The sequence below is a fragment of the Flavivirga amylovorans genome, assembly GCF_030540875.1.
GTDB classification, from domain to species: Bacteria; Bacteroidota; Bacteroidia; order Flavobacteriales; family Flavobacteriaceae; genus Flavivirga; species Flavivirga amylovorans.
This window is the reverse complement of sequence record NZ_JAUOEM010000010.1, coordinates 89,210-105,514: the sequence shown is the minus strand read 5'-3', so window position 1 is coordinate 105,514 and position 16,305 is coordinate 89,210. Positions and strand designations below refer to the sequence as shown.

Below are 16,305 nucleotides of genomic sequence, written 5' to 3'. Positions count from 1 at the left end.
GAAAATGGAAATTAGGAACCTTGCAATTGCAATAATTATAACTCATACTGGAGGTGATCCCAATATGATTTTTAAAAAAGAAACATAAAAAAAGTGGTCAGAATTTCTTCCGACCACTACTAGGTGATCGCCCAAGCTTTTTTATTTAATAATATCTTAAAGATTTTAAGTAAGAAATCAATTCCTAATGCTTATACACGCTTTTTAATAGGAATTTATAACTATCTAATTATTAATCCAAAGGAGCTAGTTCCAATTGCCAAAAAGCCTGAATTCCTGGGAAGTTATCAAAATCCTCTAGCCTTAACTCTACCTTTTGAATACCAGTTTTACTAAAGTTAATCACGCCATAATCTTTCACAAAACCTTCACCATATTTGTCACTTGGAATGGTACTAAACTTCAAAGTATCTTCACCGTTATCTAAAATCATACGAGCAGCTCTAAAGCGTGTAGCTAATTCTCCTCTAACAATATATTTGCCGGGTACTTTTACATTTACCAGCCAAAAAGCCTTATCTCTTGGGTTACTCCAATGATATAAGCGGTTACGCTCATAACTTCCATCTTTTTTCTTGCTACCTTTTCTAACTATAATTTGCCCAGTTGTTGTAGCATTATTAGCGTTTAAGTGTAGTACTTCATGTTTAGAAAAAGGATCGGCCTCTAAATCAAACCCTTCAAACTTTAATACATAAGCATCTTTAAACGACATATCTTTCTCTTTAATAGAAAGTGGGTTTATAGTTAAATCTTCTCCATCTACAGTATAATCAACATTCCCATGCCCTAAAAGTGTAATCTTTGATTTCTCAGAATGCTTTTTAACCTGAATTTTATCAAAAGTGAAACCTTCACCTGGCCAATTTAAACAGATAGCGTACAAATTCCCATCTTTTTGTGTAAAGCGAACATTCATATTACTTTTCTGTCGAGCTGTTGAATGAAACATATAGTAGCCATATTTACCAAACAAATCAGGACCTTCCCCAGCCACTCGCCATGGTCTAGTTCCATATATAGCTTCTCCATTAACTCCTAACCAATCTCCTATTTCATAGAGCATTTCCTTTTGCCCCCCAGGAATAGAGCCATCTGCATCTGGACATATATTCAATAATAAAATGCCATTTTTACTAACAACTTTAACAAGCTCATGTAACACGGAACGGGTTGAGCGAATATGAATGCCATCACGCCATGACCAAATATGCCCTCCTGTTGATTGATCGGTTTGCCATAAATAAGGGGTTAAGTCTCTAGCGCTTCCTCCTTCATAGTCTAATACGCCTACACCATCTGGAAATTGGTCTAATTTCCGAGTAATGATTAATTCCTTATCCCACTCTTTTTCTTTTGAATAATAATAGGAAGCAAATTTTCGACGATATTCCATGGGTATTGCTCTCAATCCCCAATCAAACCATATTTGGTCTGGTTTGTATTTATCTATCACCTCTTCCAACTTTGCCAGCCAACGTTCATAGCCTTCTTCTTCATTCTCAAACTTACCATATAAATCTCCGTATTCGGGGTTAGCCGTATGAGTTCCTTCTACGGTTGCATAATAATTTTCTAAATTGAACCCGTGGTGAAAAGAAGTAATCACCTTCATACCTTCCTTTCGAATAGCTTTTGTTAGTTCTCCCACAACATCTCGTTTAGGGCCCATATCTTTTGCATTCCAACGGTTAACTTTACTGTCCCACATTGAAAAACCATCATGATGTTCGGCAACCGGTCCCGCAAATTTTGCGCCTGATCGCTTATATAACTTAGCCCATTCTTTTGCATTAAAGTTTTTTAACTTAAACATTGGAATAAAATCATGATAACCAAATTCTGATATTTTTCCGTATTTTTCTTCATGATATTTCTGAACCTTATGTCCTTTTGTATACATATATCTTGGATACCATTCACTCTCATATCCGGGTACACAATACACACCTAAATGTGCATAAATACCAAACTTAGCATCGCGAAACCATTCTGGTATTTTATGTTGAGTCAGTTCGTCCCAACCTTTACTATATGGGTCATTCTTTTTTTGGGAGTTTCCATTAAAAATTAAAAGCAAAAAAATAGTTGTAATGAATAATGTTCTAAACTTCATGCTAAGTTATTATTGTTATTAATAGTTGGTCTTTAAGGTTTTTAGGGGTATAGTTCAAATATCTGAAAAACTCAAAAAAAAGAAGATCAAAAAAAAGCCAAAAGAGTGTTCATTTAGTTCAAGTTACGTTTATTTTCAAAAGTTTTGTTTAGTATTAGAACTATTGAATTTAACCTATAAAACAAGTTCTAGTAATTGATCAATATAAATGATAATAACTTAAAACCTTTTAAATCAAATAAATAATACACACCTACTACTTTACTTAATGGTTATCTAATTTATTTTCAATTAATTTTTCCAATTTCTTAGTTTTATCTGAAGACTTTCCACGTTCTCCTAGTCTTATTATTGTAAATAAGATTTTCACTAAAATACCAGGATTTATTATTTTTTCAGAGAATTCTGATACCTCTAGGTCTTTTAATTCGAGCAGTTTTTCTTTTTTTTCTTTATCGCCTTTAACTAATTCGTTTGCAAATTCCCAAGCTTTATTCCGAGCTAATTTCATACTGAAGTTTATTAAAAAGTCATCTACCTTTTTTAAAAATTTTAAAATTTTCAGTAATGTAGGCCAGATTTCTGCTAAATCTTTTTGAACTTCATCTACCAGTGTTGCCAGTAACTCGTTTATTTTATTAAAATCAGATTCCAGTGATTTTATAGTTTTATCATCTGTTACTTCAGAAGCCGCTATGCCCAAGTCTAAATTTATATGGGCATTCATTCCTAACAATAAATGCTGCAATACTATTAACATACTATCTGTCGATGATTTAAAAGCAATTGCCCAAGATTTTGTTACCTCCTTTTTTTCTTTATATTTTGCATATGCAGTTAGGTATCGATTCGCAAAAATGACATCCAATTGTTCCATCCTTTTATCATCATCGAAATAATTTTTGCCTAATTTTTCTTTTATATGTATCGTTACATTTTGATATAGAGCTGCGAAATATCCAAGTGTACTTTCTTCACTTATTGACTCCTGAATTATTTGCTCTAAATTTTCTATTACTTCATCTATTGTTGTTGCTGTCATTTAATTTTGAGGTTGTCTTTTGAATTAGCAACGAATAGCCTTACTAAGCGCATAAAGCGGCAAATGAAGTCCGTTGCGAGATAACTGCTATCACAAATATAAATATAATTCTTACACACAAAATACTCCATATTGAATTTCAACAACTTATAATAATCCACATAATAATTTTTATTATTCTGGGATGAATACAACGTAACAGCATCATTTAAAAATTAACTAGGTTAAAGTCTCTATTACATTTTCATCCCTCCCATCAAAGCGTATAAATTCATATCATGTATTAAACTTTTTGTTAATTTTAAGTCAAATTGCGACTAAACTGTGGCTTTTGCCGTTTTTGTTTAGTATTTTAGCTATTGAATTTTTAGATTATGAAAAACTACCTACTTCTTTTTGCTTTTATAATTACTTCTGCGATTTGTATGGGGCAAGAAGCTAATAAAGTTATAGGTATAGTTACTAATTCATCAAATGGTACAGCTCTTGAAAGTGTTAACATAGTTAATCTCAATCAAGTCATTGGTACTATTACGAATAAAAAAGGTGAATTTGAAATTTCTGCTAAAGCAAACGACACATTACATTTTTCATTTTTAGGTTTTAAATCTATAAAAGTTAGGGTTACTAACGACTGGCTAAAGTTTGGAAGTTCTAATATAGAATTAACCGAATCAGCTTTAGCTCTTGAAAAAGTAGTAGTAAACCAACTAAAACTTACAGGATATTTAGAAGTTGATATAAAACAAGTACCTGCTATTAATAATAATTACCGTTACAGTATTTCTGGTTTACCTAGCACAGGTTATGAAGCCGGATCGAAAGGCACAATAACTAAAATTATTGGATCCATCTTTAATCCTGCCGATTTTTTACATCGTATGTTTGGTAAAAAACCAAACGAATTACGAAAGTTAAAAAAGATGAAAGAGGATGATGAAATTAGAAACTTATTGGCATCACGTTTTGATAGGGAAATGCTAACTGTTTTATTGCAGGTAGATCGTGTTGATTTAGATGAGATTGTAAGCCAATGTGATTACTCCAAAGGTTTTATACAAACCGCAAATGACTTACAAATACTAGACGCTATAAGTGAGTGCTATGAAGAATATAAAGTCCTAAGTCGAGGCAGAAGCAAAAGAATTTAAATCTCACAAAGAAGTTGTTCTCTAAAAAATTTTGTTGTCATTCAGAGCGTAGCGAAGAATCTTATCAATCTATAAAGTAGAAGATCAAAATCTCAGTAGATTCTTCATTTCATTCAAAACAACACGTTCAACTGCTTTTTATGTTCTAGAATGTAATGCTATTCTATTTCCTTCACTATCAATAAAAATAGCCATATAACCAATATCTGGTGAGATTTGTGTCTTAGCTTGGATTACTTTACCTCCAGCTCCTTCTACTCTATTCAATTCATTATTGACATCTTCAGAATTAAAATATACCAAGGTTCCTTTTTTATCGCTTGGCTCATAAGCTTCATTTTGAATTAAAGAACCAGCTGCTCCTGGTTTTCCTTCATCAAATGGAAACCACCCCATTAAAGTACCTCCAAAATCCTGGGGCTGTACATCTATTTTAAATACTGAGTTGTAAAAATCTATAGCCCGATTCATATTAGTTACTGGAATCTCAAACCAGCCTACCATATTATTATCCATAACTTCTATTTTTCTAAAATTTCTTTTAAACTTACTAAACCTTCTTCAAAATCTTTCCCTACATGCTTATCAACATTATAAAGCATCATAAAAATATTGACAGGGACTTTATTAACTCCAGAAAAACCCCAGGTAACTTTGGTATTTCCATCACCAACATCTTTAACACTAGTAACCGCATCAGACTCAGATTTCCATGGTTTAAAAAACCGTAATCTAGCTTCCACACGATCATTATCAACAATATTCATGATTTCTTGTTCTCCCAGACCAACATCTTTATTACCGTCCCATTTAGCTATAAATCCAATATCTCCATCATTTCCAATAAATTCTTGTTTCATATCTGGATCTTTCTTTTTCCAAGGAGACCAGTTATCTTGATTTTTTATATGTTTTAGATATTGGAATACTTCTGGCAGTGGTTTATTAATAACAATACTTCGGCTTACTTGATATTTTTTAGGAGCTATAAGTGCTAGAAGAATAAATAGGCAAACAATTCCAATGACGATATAAAGAACTATATACATAATTAACATATTAATAGTTAGCGATTTAAAATTACAAAATTATTGCTGACTATAAAAACGGTCAACAATATCATCGTAACTCTTAATGGTTTTTGTAATCCAATCTAAACGTTTTTCTAACATATCTTCCTCAGTTAGTTGCCAATTAATTGTAGATTGTCTTAGTTTGGTTGTGACATGTTGTAAAATTATTGCTGCAGATACCGATATATTTAAACTCTCCGTAAAACCAACCATTGGTATTTTTAAATAACAATCGGCTGCGTCCATGACTTCTTGAGATAATCCTTCGGTTTCTCTTCCAAAGAAAAAACAGGATTTTTTAGTGATATCAAACTCATGCAATTCACAATCATTTGTATGAGGTGTGGTCGCTACTATTTGATATCCCTTCTCTTTTAAATCTGAAATACAATCATTTACTGTTTGGTACCTGTTTAAATCTACCCATTTTTGAGCACCCATAGCTATTTCTCTATCGATACGCTTAGAATTACGTTCCTCAACAATATTAACTTCCTGTATACCAAACACGTCACAACTACGAATTACTGCGCTGGTATTATGTAATTGATATACATCTTCTGTAGCAACTGTATAATATTTGGTACGTTGCGACAAAACATGATCAAAACGTGCTTTACGGTTTTCTGTTAAATATGTTTCTAAATGCTCTAAAAGTTTTAAATCTATCATATTTGTAGTTAAACATCGAATTTAATAAAAAAGTGTGGATTCCTTCTTAAATTTAAACTTAGACGAAAGACATAAATAACAAATAATACCTATTTTTATAACATGAAAAAACATTTGGTTGTTCTTACAGGAGCTGGTATAAGTGCAGAAAGTGGCATTAAAACCTTTAGAGACGCTGATGGTTTATGGGAAGGCCACGATGTTATGGAAGTGGCAACAACTGAGGGCTTTAAAACGAACCCTGCTTTGGTTTTAGATTTTTATAACCAACGTCGCAGACAGCTATTAGAAGTGGCACCTAATTCTGCTCATTATGATTTAGCAAAGCTTGAAAACAATTTTAAAGTTACTATTATAACTCAAAATGTAGATGATTTGCATGAACGTGCTGGGAGCAATAATGTGGTTCATTTACATGGTGAACTTTTAAAAGTAAGGAGTATTGTTGATGAGAGTAACATTAAGGAATGGCGTACCGATTTAGTTTTAGGTGATACTTGTCAAAATGGACAGCAATTACGACCTCATATTGTTTGGTTTGGCGAAGATGTGCCTATGATTGAAAAAGCTATTTCTATTTGTGAAACTGCAGATATTTTACTCATTATTGGTACATCAATGCAGGTATATCCTGCTGCAGGTTTGATGAATTATGTACCCGAAAATACACCTACATATTTTATAGACCCAAAACCAGCAATAGATAGTAAAAAAAACTTAACTGTTATTGCTGAACCTGCAACCGTTGGAGTCGCGAAAATCTCAAAAACACTGCTTAAATAAAACAATGCATTATTACCTATTAAAGGTAAATGAAATCTTTAAAATAAAGTACTTTACAATAAACTAATCTTTTTCAATAACAGTAATGGGTAAATCTTCTGTTCCTGCATAAAAGACTATAATTTCAGCAGGTTTATTCCCTTTATTAATGCCATAGTGTACTTTGTTTACAAGTTCTACAATAACATCACCAGCTTTAAGCTCTAAAACCTTGTCACCTTTATCTACAACAGTTAATTCTCCTTTTAATAAAATACCAGAATTAATAACTGGATGATAATGCTTATGCAATCTGGTTTTAGGCGGTATGGTTATTTTTAAAACGGTTATTTTCGGACTTCCTTCTGGATAATTTGGCAATGTATCACCATTCCAACTTTTTGTAGTTTCTGCTAGTTTAACAACTTGTATTTTTGTTATTTTATTTGCTTTACAAGACGTCAATGCTACTACTAGGCTTAAAATAACAACTACTCTTTTCATGTTTAGGCTATTATCTTTTTATTTATTCTTCTCTTCAATCCACTTACTCATAAACTTGGTACTTTGCATTTGGTGATGTTGCAACATTAGACCTGTAAAGTTATTGAGTCGTTTAATCTGAAATTCTCCTGTTAGCTCTTCAATTCGATTGCTTAAAATTTCTTGAAAAACCGCTTTATTAAAACGTTCTTTTATAATTTGATATCCATTTTGTTGTTTTTCTTTCCAAAGACGCCCATTTTTATATAACTCAACGGCCTTATTAGCAAAATTTTCTGGTTCTACTTCTATAAATCCATTAGGTTTTAAATCTCCAAACATACCTTCTGCTCCTATTTTTGTGGTAACACTAGGTGTACCATTTATCATCGCATCAATTAATTTCCCTTTCAATCCTGCTCCAAACCTTATAGGTGCTAAACAAACCCTAGCTTGCTGCATAACTTCATTTACATCATCAGCATATCCTTTAACTAAAAATCCGCTCCTTTCATGATACAACTGATTGATTTTTTGCGAAGCATAAGCACCATAAATATGTAATTCGGCATCAGGACATTGCTTTTTTATTAATGGCCAAATGGTTTCTTTTAAATATAATACCGCATTATAATTGGGTTCATGTAAAAAATTACCAATGGTTATAAAATGTTGTCGTTCTTCAAAATCTGGAAACTTTTTAGTAGAATCTTCAGATAAATCTTCTAACATAAAAGGTAAATAATGCAATAAAGTATCATCAACTTTAAAGTCATTTTTAAGAATTTCCATTTCAGCTTCAGAAATAATCAAACTTAAATCACTTCTGTAAATACTCGCTATTTCTCGTTTTGCTATATCATTGAACAAGTAAGACCTATCAAATTCCTTGCCTTCTTTATAAGCTTGTTGTCTTCCTTTTCGTAAACAATGTAAATCTTCGGTATCTATAATTCTCAATGCATTTGGGCATTGTTCAGTAACACGCCAACCAAATTGTTCCTCCATCATAAAACGATCAAATAAGACAATATCTGGGTGTAACCCTTTTATAAAAGTATCAAAACTCGTATTATTTAGTTCAATAGAAACTTGATCAGCACCTATAGTTCTTAAATCGAAAGCATTATCGCTTTTAGCACAAGGGCTGGAAAATGTTATTTGGTAATGCTGGGTTTGAAAGAACTGAATTAACTGTATCATTCTACTTCCTGCCGCAGAACTTTTGGGTTCTGGCCACACAAAACCAATGATTAAAAGTTTTTTCCCCACTAATTCACGAATGTTTTTTGTTAAAATTATGTGATCACATAACTTGTTTAAAAATGAATAACAGTTTACTGAATGCTACTTACTACTCATTCCAAACTTATTCTGGTTTCGGAACTAAACTATACTTGAATCGTACTTGTTTAGACCAATCTACAACTTCTTTTATTTGTTTATCTGAAAGTTTAGCTTCAGAGTGTGTCCAAGTATACGAATTAAGAGGCATACTTTTATCTTCAACCATCTCTATGAGTTCTTCAAATTTATGGTCTTTTCGTTTTACAGAATTCTCTTTCCAGTTAGATACATTAAAATGTTTTTTACCATGTTTTATATGATCTGCTAACCAATAATTTACTGGTGTAATATGGTTATACCAAGGATATCTCGTAATATCACTATGACAGTCAAAACAACTCTCTTTTAAAATAATTTTAACAGCTTCTGGAGGGTTTGTTTCTTCAAAAAATGCTTCTATTGATGCTAGATCCCCCTCATTTTTTTCTGGCCCGAAAAATTGAGCGATAATAAATAAGATTAATAACACTAAGAATATCTTTTTTATTTTTTTTATTGTTTCCATTATGGGTATTTTAGAAACCTAAAAATAGATAAAATTATCTTATGACTTTAGAAGAATTCCACAAAGAATTAAGCTTTGTGAATGCCTCTCGTGAAAACCGAATGAAATATGCTAATATGGTTCTAAACGATATGAGTTTATTTCCAAAACTAATAGATATTCTGTTTATGGTTAATGATAAAGTATCTAGTCGAGCAGCCTGGGTTTTAGAATTTGTTTGCGCCGAATACATCTATGCTATCGTACCTCATTTAGATACATTTACTAAAAACATTAACAAAATTCATTTAGACTCATCTGTGCGTCCTGTCTCTAAAGTTTGTGAGTTTATTACCAAGACATACTATTCAAAAGAACCAAATACAATAAAAAAGGCATTACGCCCAGAATATAAAGAACGAATCATTGAAGCCTGCTTTGATTGGATGATTAGCACTCAAAAAGTAGCGCCTAAAGTATATGCCATGGAGTCTCTATTTCTTTATGGACTAGATTATGATTGGATTCATCCAGAATTAACACAAATCTTAGAGCAAAATTTTCAAATGCAAAGTGCTGCTTTTAAAGTACGAGCAAAGCGCACATTACTTAAAATAAAGAAAAGTAAGGCTCTTAAAAAATCATAAATCAAAATACCAAAAAACGCAAATCAAAAACGTATCTTTGCTTTTTCAAAAAACAACACAAATAATGTCATTATCATCATTAAATGCTATCTCTCCAATTGATGGACGATATAGAAGTAAAGTTAACGAATTAGCACCTTATTTTTCTGAACAAGCACTTATAAAATATCGTGTTTTAGTAGAAGTTGAATATTTTATTGCACTATGTGAAATCCCTTTACCGCAGCTTAAAAATATTGACACTAGTATTTTTGATGATTTAAGAAAAATCTATAAAGATTTTACTGAAGATGATGCTTTAGCCATTAAGAAAATTGAAAGTATTACAAACCACGATGTTAAGGCTGTTGAATATTTTATAAAAGAAAAATTTGATGCTTTAAATTTATCGAACTATAAAGAGTTCATCCACTTTGGATTAACATCTCAAGATATTAATAATACCGCTATTCCTTTAAGTATTAAGGAAGCTATGAACGATACATATGTTCCTGAATATTTTAATGTTTTAAACAAATTAAAATCTTTAACCCTGGATTGGGCGTCTATTCCCATGCTAGCCAGAACACATGGACAACCTGCGTCTCCTACTCGTTTAGGAAAAGAGATTGCCGTTTTTGTAAAACGTTTAGAAGAACAGTTTAATTTATTGAATGATATACCAAGTGCCGCTAAATTTGGTGGTGCTACTGGTAATTTTAATGCACATCATGTAGCATATCCAGATATAGACTGGAAAGCATTTGGTTCTAAATTTGTACAAGAAAAACTAGGTTTACAACATTCTTTTCCAACAACTCAAATCGAGCATTACGACCATATGGCTGCATTGTTTGATACTTTAAAACGTATAAACACGATTTTAATTGATTTAGACCGAGATATATGGACTTATGTTTCAATGGATTATTTCAAGCAAAAAATTAAAGCAGGAGAAGTTGGGAGTTCTGCAATGCCGCATAAAGTAAATCCTATTGATTTTGAAAATAGTGAAGGCAACTTGGGTATTGCAAACGCAGTTTTCGAACATTTATCAGCAAAACTTCCTATTTCTAGATTACAGCGTGACTTAACGGACAGTACTGTTTTACGTAATGCTGGTGTCCCTTTTGGACATACACTTATTGGTTTTAAGTCTACTTTAAAAGGTCTTAATAAATTACTTTTAAATGAAGCTAAATTTGCAGAAGATTTAGAGAACAATTGGGCTGTAGTTGCGGAAGCCATTCAAACCATTCTTCGTCGTGAAGCATACCCGAATCCATATGAAGCTTTAAAGGGCTTAACGAGAACCAATACTAAAATTAATCAAGACTCTATTTCTAATTTTATTGACACTTTAGAGGTGTCTAATACAATAAAAGAAGAATTAAAACGTATTACTCCTAGCAATTATACAGGAATCTAATAATTTAGGGAATATGTTAACCGATAAACAATCTTTACTACTTTGTGGTCTTATGGCTGGTGGTATTTTAGTTGGCGGAGTTTTGGATATCTTGAAAAATTTCATCGTTTTAACAATTCTCACCATTATATTCTTAACGGTTGTTATCAATTTATTCTATTCAAAAATGACTTCGAAAGAAGATCCAGAAAATCGAAATAATTCAAAATAAAAAAGGCTTATCAGGTTAAACTGGTAAGCCTTTTATTTCCCTCATAGTTGCGAGAGTGAAAATCTTTAAAATAGACCTCTAAAAGCTAGAAGATTTTTTATTAACATTACTATAAATTATTTAAAGAAATTCATAATATCTTGTACTTGATTTTCATCAACATTAGCCTTTTGTAAAGCAACAAATAAAGTTGACATTTTGTCCGGACTCATATCATCCCCCAGTATACGAATAATACCGAAGCCTAACTCTTTAGCACTTCCAAAAACAATCACTTCATCTGCTTCATCATCAGTACCTATATACTTTACAATAATTTTTCTTCCTCTATCACTAAACTCTATAAGATCATTATATTTTGCATCACTTAAAATAGCCTTCACTTTTTTAATTTCAGCTTTTAAAGTCTCTTTATTATTCTCATTTGCTTTATAGCCTAAAAAGTTTAATTTATTTACAGAGTTATATGCTTCGTTTTGCTCCTCTGTAAAAGCAGACTTATCTAATTTCACCATCGATAAAGGAATATCTTGCGAAATAAAATTTGAAGATTCTTGGTTATCTACAAAATAGCTTTGTAAACTTCCGCTACTAGCACAGCTTACTAAAAAAACTACTGTAAATAAAGTACAGAATATAAGTTTGATTGTTTGTTTCATCTGTTTTTGTTTTATTATATATGATTTGTCAGATGCAATTTACATATCTAAAATCTCAATACTTACTGAGATTTTAGATATGCTCATTTCATGATTGATGACTGTTTTTTACTTCTTTTTTTCTAAATGTTTACCTCCTGGGATATTCATTTTTTCTGTAAGCTTAGAGATTTCATTTAAATCTATATCCCCAGTAAGTGATACTACAACTGTTTCAATTTTTCTGTTTTCACCATTAATTTCAACGCCTTTTCCTTTCATGGCTTTATCAATACCATTTACAAAAATCAAGAGTTCTTTTACATGGTCTGCATCTTTACCTTCTTTTACATAGAATTTCACCTCGGTACCATCATCTTTAACTTCCATAAGTTCTTCTAAAGAACTTGAACGAGATTTTACCCATTTTTGAATATCTACCGATATTTCTTTTTTATCAGTTACTATCGTTTTAAAACTGGTAATACTTTTTATCATATCCATAAATGCTCTTGCTTCCGGATCGCTTGTATCAATACCTGCTTTAGCAATCATTTGAAACATTTTAGGCTTAATGGATACATAAGTAACATCAGAATTATCGTTATATTTATCAAAAATATTTTGAGCCATCCCCGTTAATGGTAATAGCATCAACGCTAGTATAAATACAATTACTTTCTTATTCATCTTTTCTTTTTTTAAATTTATTATCGTTTTCATTTTTTCGTTTTTAATTGAAGTTTTAAATTATGCTCTTAATTATTACTTCGTTTTTAATTTTTAAAAATTATACTTGTGGTGTTTTCAATTTCATTAAGGTAACCAAGTGTAGCAGTACCTTTTTTTACTTCGTTTAGGTAATTCACAGTAGAAGTTCCCTTATTAAAATGACTTGAAATCATAGCTAACGACTTTGTTACCTCGTCAAGAGCTTTTTCAGGTTTATTAAAAGTCCCGTATGCGTATTCTTCATACGAAGTAACTATTGGTTCTTTTAAATAAAACCCTAACATAAGAACAACAACCGCAGCGACAGAAATCCATTTGTAATTAAAAGTACGTTTAGTTTTTAATGGCAAGTCCTTAGTGAATTGTTCTTGTTGGTTTCCCAAAAAATATGTGAACATGGGCTTATACATTTCTAAATGCGGCGCTACAGTTTCTTGCGAAAAATAGTGTTTTAACTGCTGCTCTTCTTTTAGCGTTGTTTCACCGTTCTCGTATTTTTCAAGTAAATCTTCTATATTATTTAATACCATAATTATGTGTATTAGTTAATTTTTCTCTTATTGTTTTTCTTGCTCTTGATAAGTTTACACGTACAGCTGTATTATTCATATCCAGCATTTTTGCAATCTCATCAAAATCATATTCTTCTATATCTCGTAATTGAATGATCACTTTTTGTTGTTCGGGTAATTCCTCTATAATTTTTGAAACCCAATCTACACTATCATTTAATTCAACTTGTTTTTGCAAAGAGGTATTTCCATCTTCATAATTACTATGTACAATTTTTAAATTTTGAGCTTGCTTAGATTTTAATTTATCAAAACAAAAATTCTTAGTCATTGTCATAGAAAAAGCCTCAACATTTTTATACTCTTGCATTTTCTTTTTATTGTTCCATAGCTTTAACAAAACCTCTTGTGTTGCATCCTCTGCTTCCTCCGTAGATACAAGTAATCGTTTTGCTAAACGAAACACTTTATCTTTAAAAGGCATTACAATATTTAAAAACTCTACTTGAGTCATTTTATGGTTTGGTTTAGTCAGCCCCTTTGTCTTTCAGACGTTTCCCAAAAAGGGAAAGTTGCTTATTATTGCTATTTGATATTACGACGACCTACTTTCTATTTTGTTACAAAATATTTTTAATTACATAATAATGTAAGTAAATTTATGGTTTTAAAGACTAAACGTTTATAAAAAAACCGCTATGAAATATTTTAAGACCCTAATTCTAGTACTTACACTTTGCTTTTTAACAACAAGTTGTTTTGAAGATGATGATGATGTTGCTATTTCTACAACAGACATAAACGATTTTGTATGGAAGGGAATGAATTCTTGGTACAATTGGCAAACTGAAGTACCTGACCTATCTGATTCAAAAGATGATAACTCAAGTGAATACAATTCTTATTTAAACCAGTTTACAGATTCTGAAGATTTATTTAATAGTCTTAAATATGAAACAGGTAATGTTGATAGGTTTTCTTGGTTTGTAGAGGATCGTATAGCACAGCAACAGGAGTTTCAGGGTATTTCAAAATCTCATGGTATTCGATATGGATCTGTTCAAATAAATAGTAATGGTGATGTGATTTTATATGTAAGATATGTCGCTAATAACTCTCCAGCCAGCAATGCCAATATTAAAAGAGGTGACATTATTAACGCTATAAATGGGACTATCTTAAATTCTAACAATTATAATAATGTCGTAAAGGAATTGTTAAATGAAACAATAACACTATCCTTTGTTTCTGAAAATGGAGGTATTCTAACACCTATTGAGGACAAAATGATTTCTGCCACTGTTTTATCTGAGAATCCTGTTTATTTGATGAAAGTTTTCAATGATATTGGAGGTAAAAAAGTTGGTTATTTGGTTTATAACGCGTTTAGATCATCATATAATGATGAATTAAATGCTGCTTTCTCATTTTTTAAAAGTGAGAATATTAATGAACTAATCCTTGATTTAAGAATTAATGGAGGCGGATCTGTATCTACATCGGCTTATTTAGCTAGTATGATCTATGCCAATGCTGGGTTAGAAAAATTTGCTGATTTAAAATTTAATTCAAAACATAATGATGAAGATGGTTTTTATAATTTTCAAAATACACTAAATGTATTTGATTCAAACGATATAAAAACTGGAGAAGAAACAATTAATAGACTAAACACAGTTAATAATTTATATGTTTTAACATCAAACAGTACGGCTTCTGCCAGTGAAATGGTTATAAACGGATTGAAGCCTTTTATTCCTGTGAAAGTAATTGGAACCACAACATTTGGTAAGAATGTTGGTTCTATTACATTATATGATTCTCCTTTATCAGATTTTAGAGATAGATCATCAGCTAATCCTGGTCACTTAAAAGCCATGCAGCCTATTGTTTTTCAAATCTTTAACAAAAACGGAGAAAGTGACTATACTCAAGGTTTTGCTCCAGATATTGTAGTGAAAGAATCTGAATTCTGGAATAATATTTTACCGCTTGGTGACGATAACGAAGTTGTTTTAAAAGCTGCTCTGGATGATATTAGAGGTTTTACTACAAAAACTAGTACTTCAAAAAAAGCATCCTCTTTTATGAAAAAAATGGATATTTCAGTTCTTGATAATAAATTTGAAAAAGAAATGTATATAAGTAATGATTATTTTCAGCAGAAAGAATAAAAATATTCACGGATAAAATTCAACAGTAACCTACCGCTAAAACCTATTAATTAGTATTTGTAACTAACGATTTATTATTATTATTTAATAAAACTCAGGACTTAAAATCAATAGTCATTAACTAACAATGTCTAAAATCAAAACCTATTTCAATTGGAGCTCTGGGAAAGACTCTGCCTTGGCACTTTATCATTTATTGAAAGATGAGCGTTATTCAGTTGATGAACTTATTACCACTGTAAATAGTCATTACAACCGGGTGTCTATGCATGGTCTTAGAAAAGAGTTATTGCAAGCCCAGACTAATGCTTTAAATATAAAATCAAGTCTTATTGAATTGCCCGAAATGCCAAGTATGGAAATCTACGAGCAAAAAATGATAGAGATTGTTACTCGATTAAAAGATAATGGCTTTACACATAGCGCATTTGGTGATATTTTTCTTGAAGATTTAAAAACCTATCGTGAAAACCAATTAGCCGAAGTAGACTTAAAGGCTGTATTTCCTATTTGGAAACGAGACACTAAAGAATTAATACACGAATTTTTAGATTTAGGCTTTAAAACGATTATTGTATGTGCCAATTCTAAATATTTTGACGAAGACTTTGTTGGCACCGTTATAGATAAACACTTTATTGATAATTTACCAGAAGGTGTAGATCCATGTGGTGAAAATGGTGAATTTCACACCTTTTGTTTTGATGGCCCTATTTTTAAAAAACCTATCCCGTTTACTATAGGCGAAAAAATATATCGAAAATACAATACCCCAAAAACAGACGATTCTATCTGTAAATCTGATAAATATGGCGTTTGGTATTGTGATTTAATTTCACAAAATGCCTAGCTA

The 16,305-nt window shown here is 31.2% G+C and carries 19 protein-coding genes; 7 read left to right on the top strand and 12 right to left on the bottom strand.

Annotated features, from left to right (window positions below):
• Positions 1 to 232: 232 nt before the first annotated feature.
• A complete protein-coding gene (locus Q4Q39_RS20100; RefSeq protein ID WP_303284382.1) occupies positions 233 to 2,116 on the bottom strand; it encodes an alpha-L-fucosidase in 1,884 nt (627 codons plus the stop codon).
• A 265-nt stretch (positions 2,117 to 2,381) separates the two neighbouring features.
• Positions 2,382 to 3,158 carry a DUF5995 family protein gene (locus Q4Q39_RS20095; RefSeq protein ID WP_303284381.1) on the bottom strand — a complete coding sequence of 259 codons (777 nt, stop codon included), beginning with the start codon at positions 3,156 to 3,158 and terminating at the stop codon, positions 2,382 to 2,384.
• A gap of 374 nt (positions 3,159 to 3,532) precedes the next feature.
• On the opposite strand from Q4Q39_RS20095, the gene Q4Q39_RS20090 reads away from it, so the two are divergent.
• Positions 3,533 to 4,309: a carboxypeptidase-like regulatory domain-containing protein gene (locus Q4Q39_RS20090; RefSeq protein WP_303284380.1), complete on the top strand. Its 777-nt coding sequence runs from the start codon at positions 3,533 to 3,535 to the stop codon at positions 4,307 to 4,309.
• A gap of 138 nt (positions 4,310 to 4,447) precedes the next feature.
• Here the strand turns inward: Q4Q39_RS20090 and Q4Q39_RS20085 are convergent, their stop codons facing one another.
• Genes Q4Q39_RS20085 through Q4Q39_RS20075 form a run of 3 tightly spaced genes read right to left on the bottom strand, consistent with a single transcriptional unit; the run spans position 4,448 to position 6,054 of the window.
• The gene (locus Q4Q39_RS20085; RefSeq protein WP_303284379.1) at positions 4,448 to 4,825 is read right to left on the bottom strand and encodes a VOC family protein; all 378 of its coding nucleotides are present in this window, start codon (positions 4,823 to 4,825) and stop codon (positions 4,448 to 4,450) included.
• A gap of 5 nt (positions 4,826 to 4,830) precedes the next feature.
• Positions 4,831 to 5,358: an SRPBCC family protein gene (locus Q4Q39_RS20080; protein ID WP_303284378.1), complete on the bottom strand. Its 528-nt coding sequence runs from the start codon at positions 5,356 to 5,358 to the stop codon at positions 4,831 to 4,833.
• A 39-nt stretch (positions 5,359 to 5,397) separates the two neighbouring features.
• A complete protein-coding gene (locus tag Q4Q39_RS20075; RefSeq protein ID WP_303284377.1) occupies positions 5,398 to 6,054 on the bottom strand; it encodes a TrmH family RNA methyltransferase in 657 nt (218 codons plus the stop codon).
• A 102-nt stretch (positions 6,055 to 6,156) separates the two neighbouring features.
• On the opposite strand from Q4Q39_RS20075, the gene Q4Q39_RS20070 reads away from it, so the two are divergent.
• Entirely contained in the window at positions 6,157 to 6,837 is a 681-nt protein-coding gene (locus Q4Q39_RS20070) for an SIR2 family NAD-dependent protein deacylase (RefSeq protein ID WP_303284376.1), read from the top strand.
• A gap of 63 nt (positions 6,838 to 6,900) precedes the next feature.
• On the opposite strand, the gene Q4Q39_RS20065 is transcribed toward Q4Q39_RS20070, so the two are convergent.
• The 3 genes from Q4Q39_RS20065 to Q4Q39_RS20055 form a co-directional block, all read right to left on the bottom strand.
• Positions 6,901 to 7,320 (bottom strand): cupin domain-containing protein, encoded by a 420-nt coding sequence (locus Q4Q39_RS20065; RefSeq protein WP_303284375.1) that lies wholly within the window; start codon positions 7,318 to 7,320, stop codon positions 6,901 to 6,903.
• An 18-nt stretch (positions 7,321 to 7,338) separates the two neighbouring features.
• Positions 7,339 to 8,571 (bottom strand): glycosyltransferase, encoded by a 1,233-nt coding sequence (locus Q4Q39_RS20060; RefSeq protein WP_303284374.1) that lies wholly within the window; start codon positions 8,569 to 8,571, stop codon positions 7,339 to 7,341.
• Positions 8,572 to 8,668: 97 nt separating this feature from the next.
• On the bottom strand, positions 8,669 to 9,142 hold the full coding sequence (locus tag Q4Q39_RS20055; RefSeq protein ID WP_303284385.1) for a heme-binding domain-containing protein: 474 nt from the start codon (positions 9,140 to 9,142) through the stop codon (positions 8,669 to 8,671).
• 50 nt (positions 9,143 to 9,192) lie between these two features.
• Between Q4Q39_RS20055 and Q4Q39_RS20050 the strand changes: the two genes are divergently transcribed.
• From Q4Q39_RS20050 to Q4Q39_RS20040, 3 genes are all read left to right on the top strand, one after another.
• Positions 9,193 to 9,777 carry an adenylosuccinate lyase gene (locus tag Q4Q39_RS20050; RefSeq protein WP_303284373.1) on the top strand — a complete coding sequence of 195 codons (585 nt, stop codon included), beginning with the start codon at positions 9,193 to 9,195 and terminating at the stop codon, positions 9,775 to 9,777.
• A 64-nt stretch (positions 9,778 to 9,841) separates the two neighbouring features.
• Positions 9,842 to 11,185: an adenylosuccinate lyase gene (purB, locus tag Q4Q39_RS20045; RefSeq protein WP_303284372.1), complete on the top strand. Its 1,344-nt coding sequence runs from the start codon at positions 9,842 to 9,844 to the stop codon at positions 11,183 to 11,185.
• Between the two features lie 13 nt (positions 11,186 to 11,198).
• Positions 11,199 to 11,396, top strand: a complete 198-nt coding sequence (locus tag Q4Q39_RS20040) for a hypothetical protein (RefSeq protein ID WP_303284371.1) — start codon at positions 11,199 to 11,201, stop codon at positions 11,394 to 11,396.
• A 116-nt stretch (positions 11,397 to 11,512) separates the two neighbouring features.
• Here Q4Q39_RS20040 and Q4Q39_RS20035 read toward each other — a convergent pair whose 3' ends face one another.
• The 4 genes from Q4Q39_RS20035 to Q4Q39_RS20020 form a co-directional block, all read right to left on the bottom strand.
• Positions 11,513 to 12,055: a GFO_1091 family lipoprotein gene (locus Q4Q39_RS20035; protein WP_303284370.1), complete on the bottom strand. Its 543-nt coding sequence runs from the start codon at positions 12,053 to 12,055 to the stop codon at positions 11,513 to 11,515.
• Between the two features lie 108 nt (positions 12,056 to 12,163).
• Positions 12,164 to 12,724 (bottom strand): GFO_1090 family protein, encoded by a 561-nt coding sequence (locus Q4Q39_RS20030; RefSeq protein WP_496559744.1) that lies wholly within the window; start codon positions 12,722 to 12,724, stop codon positions 12,164 to 12,166.
• An 86-nt stretch (positions 12,725 to 12,810) separates the two neighbouring features.
• Positions 12,811 to 13,296, bottom strand: a complete 486-nt coding sequence (locus Q4Q39_RS20025) for a PG0215 family putative anti-sigma factor (RefSeq protein ID WP_303284368.1) — start codon at positions 13,294 to 13,296, stop codon at positions 12,811 to 12,813.
• Positions 13,283 to 13,792 (bottom strand): GFO_1088 family ECF-type sigma factor, encoded by a 510-nt coding sequence (locus Q4Q39_RS20020; protein ID WP_303284367.1) that lies wholly within the window; start codon positions 13,790 to 13,792, stop codon positions 13,283 to 13,285. The genes Q4Q39_RS20025 and Q4Q39_RS20020 overlap by 14 nt, the downstream gene beginning before the upstream one ends.
• A gap of 184 nt (positions 13,793 to 13,976) precedes the next feature.
• Here Q4Q39_RS20020 and Q4Q39_RS20015 point away from each other — a divergent pair, with 184 nt between their 5' ends.
• Together Q4Q39_RS20015 and Q4Q39_RS20010 are read left to right on the top strand one after the other, a co-directional pair.
• Entirely contained in the window at positions 13,977 to 15,452 is a 1,476-nt protein-coding gene (locus tag Q4Q39_RS20015) for a GFO_1087 family putative carboxy terminal peptidase (RefSeq protein ID WP_303284366.1), read from the top strand.
• Between the two features lie 127 nt (positions 15,453 to 15,579).
• Positions 15,580 to 16,302 (top strand): Dph6-related ATP pyrophosphatase, encoded by a 723-nt coding sequence (locus Q4Q39_RS20010; protein WP_303284365.1) that lies wholly within the window; start codon positions 15,580 to 15,582, stop codon positions 16,300 to 16,302.
• The last annotated feature ends 3 nt before the right edge of the window (positions 16,303 to 16,305 follow it).

Bases quoted from the DNA above. Each gene is read 5' to 3' on its own strand.
- Q4Q39_RS20080 (WP_303284378.1), bottom strand. From the start codon at position 5,358: ATGTATATAGTTCTTTATATCGTCATTGGAATTGTTTGCCTATTTATT.
- Q4Q39_RS20085 (WP_303284379.1), bottom strand. From the start codon at position 4,825: ATGGATAATAATATGGTAGGCTGGTTTGAGATTCCAGTAACTAATATG.
- purB (WP_303284372.1), top strand. From the start codon at position 9,842: ATGTCATTATCATCATTAAATGCTATCTCTCCAATTGATGGACGATAT.
- Q4Q39_RS20040 (WP_303284371.1), top strand. From the start codon at position 11,199: ATGTTAACCGATAAACAATCTTTACTACTTTGTGGTCTTATGGCTGGT.
- Q4Q39_RS20050 (WP_303284373.1), top strand. From the start codon at position 9,193: ATGACTTTAGAAGAATTCCACAAAGAATTAAGCTTTGTGAATGCCTCT.
- Q4Q39_RS20090 (WP_303284380.1), top strand. From the start codon at position 3,533: ATGAAAAACTACCTACTTCTTTTTGCTTTTATAATTACTTCTGCGATT.
- Q4Q39_RS20065 (WP_303284375.1), bottom strand. From the start codon at position 7,320: ATGAAAAGAGTAGTTGTTATTTTAAGCCTAGTAGTAGCATTGACGTCT.
- Q4Q39_RS20035 (WP_303284370.1), bottom strand. From the start codon at position 12,055: ATGAAACAAACAATCAAACTTATATTCTGTACTTTATTTACAGTAGTT.
- Q4Q39_RS20070 (WP_303284376.1), top strand. From the start codon at position 6,157: ATGAAAAAACATTTGGTTGTTCTTACAGGAGCTGGTATAAGTGCAGAA.
- Q4Q39_RS20015 (WP_303284366.1), top strand. From the start codon at position 13,977: ATGAAATATTTTAAGACCCTAATTCTAGTACTTACACTTTGCTTTTTA.
- Q4Q39_RS20025 (WP_303284368.1), bottom strand. From the start codon at position 13,296: ATGGTATTAAATAATATAGAAGATTTACTTGAAAAATACGAGAACGGT.
- Q4Q39_RS20030 (WP_496559744.1), bottom strand. From the start codon at position 12,724: ATGAATAAGAAAGTAATTGTATTTATACTAGCGTTGATGCTATTACCA.
- Q4Q39_RS20010 (WP_303284365.1), top strand. From the start codon at position 15,580: ATGTCTAAAATCAAAACCTATTTCAATTGGAGCTCTGGGAAAGACTCT.
- Q4Q39_RS20095 (WP_303284381.1), bottom strand. From the start codon at position 3,158: ATGACAGCAACAACAATAGATGAAGTAATAGAAAATTTAGAGCAAATA.
- Q4Q39_RS20075 (WP_303284377.1), bottom strand. From the start codon at position 6,054: ATGATAGATTTAAAACTTTTAGAGCATTTAGAAACATATTTAACAGAA.
- Q4Q39_RS20100 (WP_303284382.1), bottom strand. From the start codon at position 2,116: ATGAAGTTTAGAACATTATTCATTACAACTATTTTTTTGCTTTTAATT.
- Q4Q39_RS20020 (WP_303284367.1), bottom strand. From the start codon at position 13,792: ATGACTCAAGTAGAGTTTTTAAATATTGTAATGCCTTTTAAAGATAAA.